The following is a 1,190-nucleotide window of genomic DNA, read 5'->3' as shown; positions in this document are numbered from 1 at the left end:
CCTCAGCGCGCTCGCTTACGGTCTGATCCTGCTCGGCCTGCTGCTGGCCGGCGAAGGCGTCGCCGTGCGCGTGCTGGTCAACCGCGCGACGTGTTTTCTCGGTGCGATCAGCTACTCGCTGTATCTGGTCCATCCGTTCGTGGTGTCGCGCTTGTACGGCGTGTTCGCGCGCTTGTACGCCGCATTGCCGGACGGTGTGGCGTATGCGGCTTGTCTGGTGGTGAGTCTGGCTTTAGCGATTCCGGCGGCGTGGCTGACGTATCGCTTCGTCGAGCAGCCGGGAATCCGCTGGGGGCGGCGGGCGTTCGAGCGGGCGAGGACGCCTCGTCCGGTGGCGGGCGAGGCAGCGTGAGCGTGCAGGGGAGCGGTTCGCGTCCGCGAGCTTGCCGCTGCGCCCACACCGCGTCCCAGTAAGGATAGTCGCCGGTCCGCCGCACCAGTCCGGCGCGCCTGGGCTGGGCGACGAGGCGGCGCGCGGTTTCCATCGGGTTTTCCCGCTCGCGCAAGGGCTCGCCGTGGAAACCGGGCATCCACACGTAGCCCTTCCGATTCAATTCGCGGTTGACCGCGCGTGCGGCGCGGCCTTTCATCGAGGCGACCACGCTTTCCAGGCGCATTCCCTCGCCGAGCTGGATCAGCCCGAGCCAGTGGTCGGGCATCAGCACCCAGCACAGCAACTGCGCGCCCAGCCATTTGTCCGGGTCGACGATGGAGGCCGCGGCGACGCGCGCGACGCGGTCGCTGGCGAAGATGCGGCGACGCCGGATGCAGGTGGCGGTCACCACGTGGATGCGTTGGGCGTCCGGGAGCGGAACCGGTGTTGGATCTGCTAAGTCGCGCGTCGAGTTCATGCCCACAGCATCGCGGCCGGGGACGAGGGCGGTTATCGGGTGCGGTCCGGCACCAGCCTAAGGAAAATCTGCGCGCTGGGGTGGGAAAACGGCAAGCGCGAAACCGCGCGGATCAGGCGGTCTCGCGCAAGGCCAGCGCGACCAGTCGCGCTTCGATGCGCTCACCGAAGCCGCCCGGCCGCTCCAGTCCCATCCGCTGCATCGCCTCGGCGTCCACGGCGCCGCCGGAGAACAAGGCCTTGAGTACCCCCAGCACCGGCGCGGCCCACTCATGCGTTCAGGAGGCGATCGCCGCCGCCTCCTCGGCCTCGACCTGGCGGTTCCAGTCGCCCTTGACCT

At 69.3% G+C, this 1,190-nt stretch carries 1 protein-coding gene and 2 pseudogenes; 1 reads left to right on the top strand and 2 read right to left on the bottom strand.

The window, feature by feature from the left end; translation table 11 throughout:
- Positions 1-352: pseudogene (locus AB0I81_RS64100) on the top strand (hypothetical protein); the annotation flags it as partial.
- 172 nt (positions 353-524) lie between these two features.
- Here the strand turns inward: AB0I81_RS64100 and AB0I81_RS64095 are convergent.
- Both AB0I81_RS64095 and AB0I81_RS64090 read right to left on the bottom strand, forming a co-directional pair.
- A pseudogene (locus AB0I81_RS64095) lies at positions 525-851 on the bottom strand (transposase); the annotation flags it as partial.
- 112 nt (positions 852-963) lie between these two features.
- Complete coding sequence (locus AB0I81_RS64090) at positions 964-1,086, bottom strand: hypothetical protein (protein ID WP_360680742.1); 123 nt, start codon at positions 1,084-1,086, stop codon at positions 964-966.
- Positions 1,087-1,190 lie beyond the last annotated feature (104 nt).

Origin of the sequence: Nonomuraea sp. NPDC050404, assembly GCF_040655495.1 — a bacterium.
Taxonomy (GTDB): Bacteria; Actinomycetota; Actinomycetes; order Streptosporangiales; family Streptosporangiaceae; genus Nonomuraea.
The sequence above is the reverse complement of the archived record's forward strand: the minus strand, read 5'-3'. Positions and strand labels throughout refer to the sequence as shown.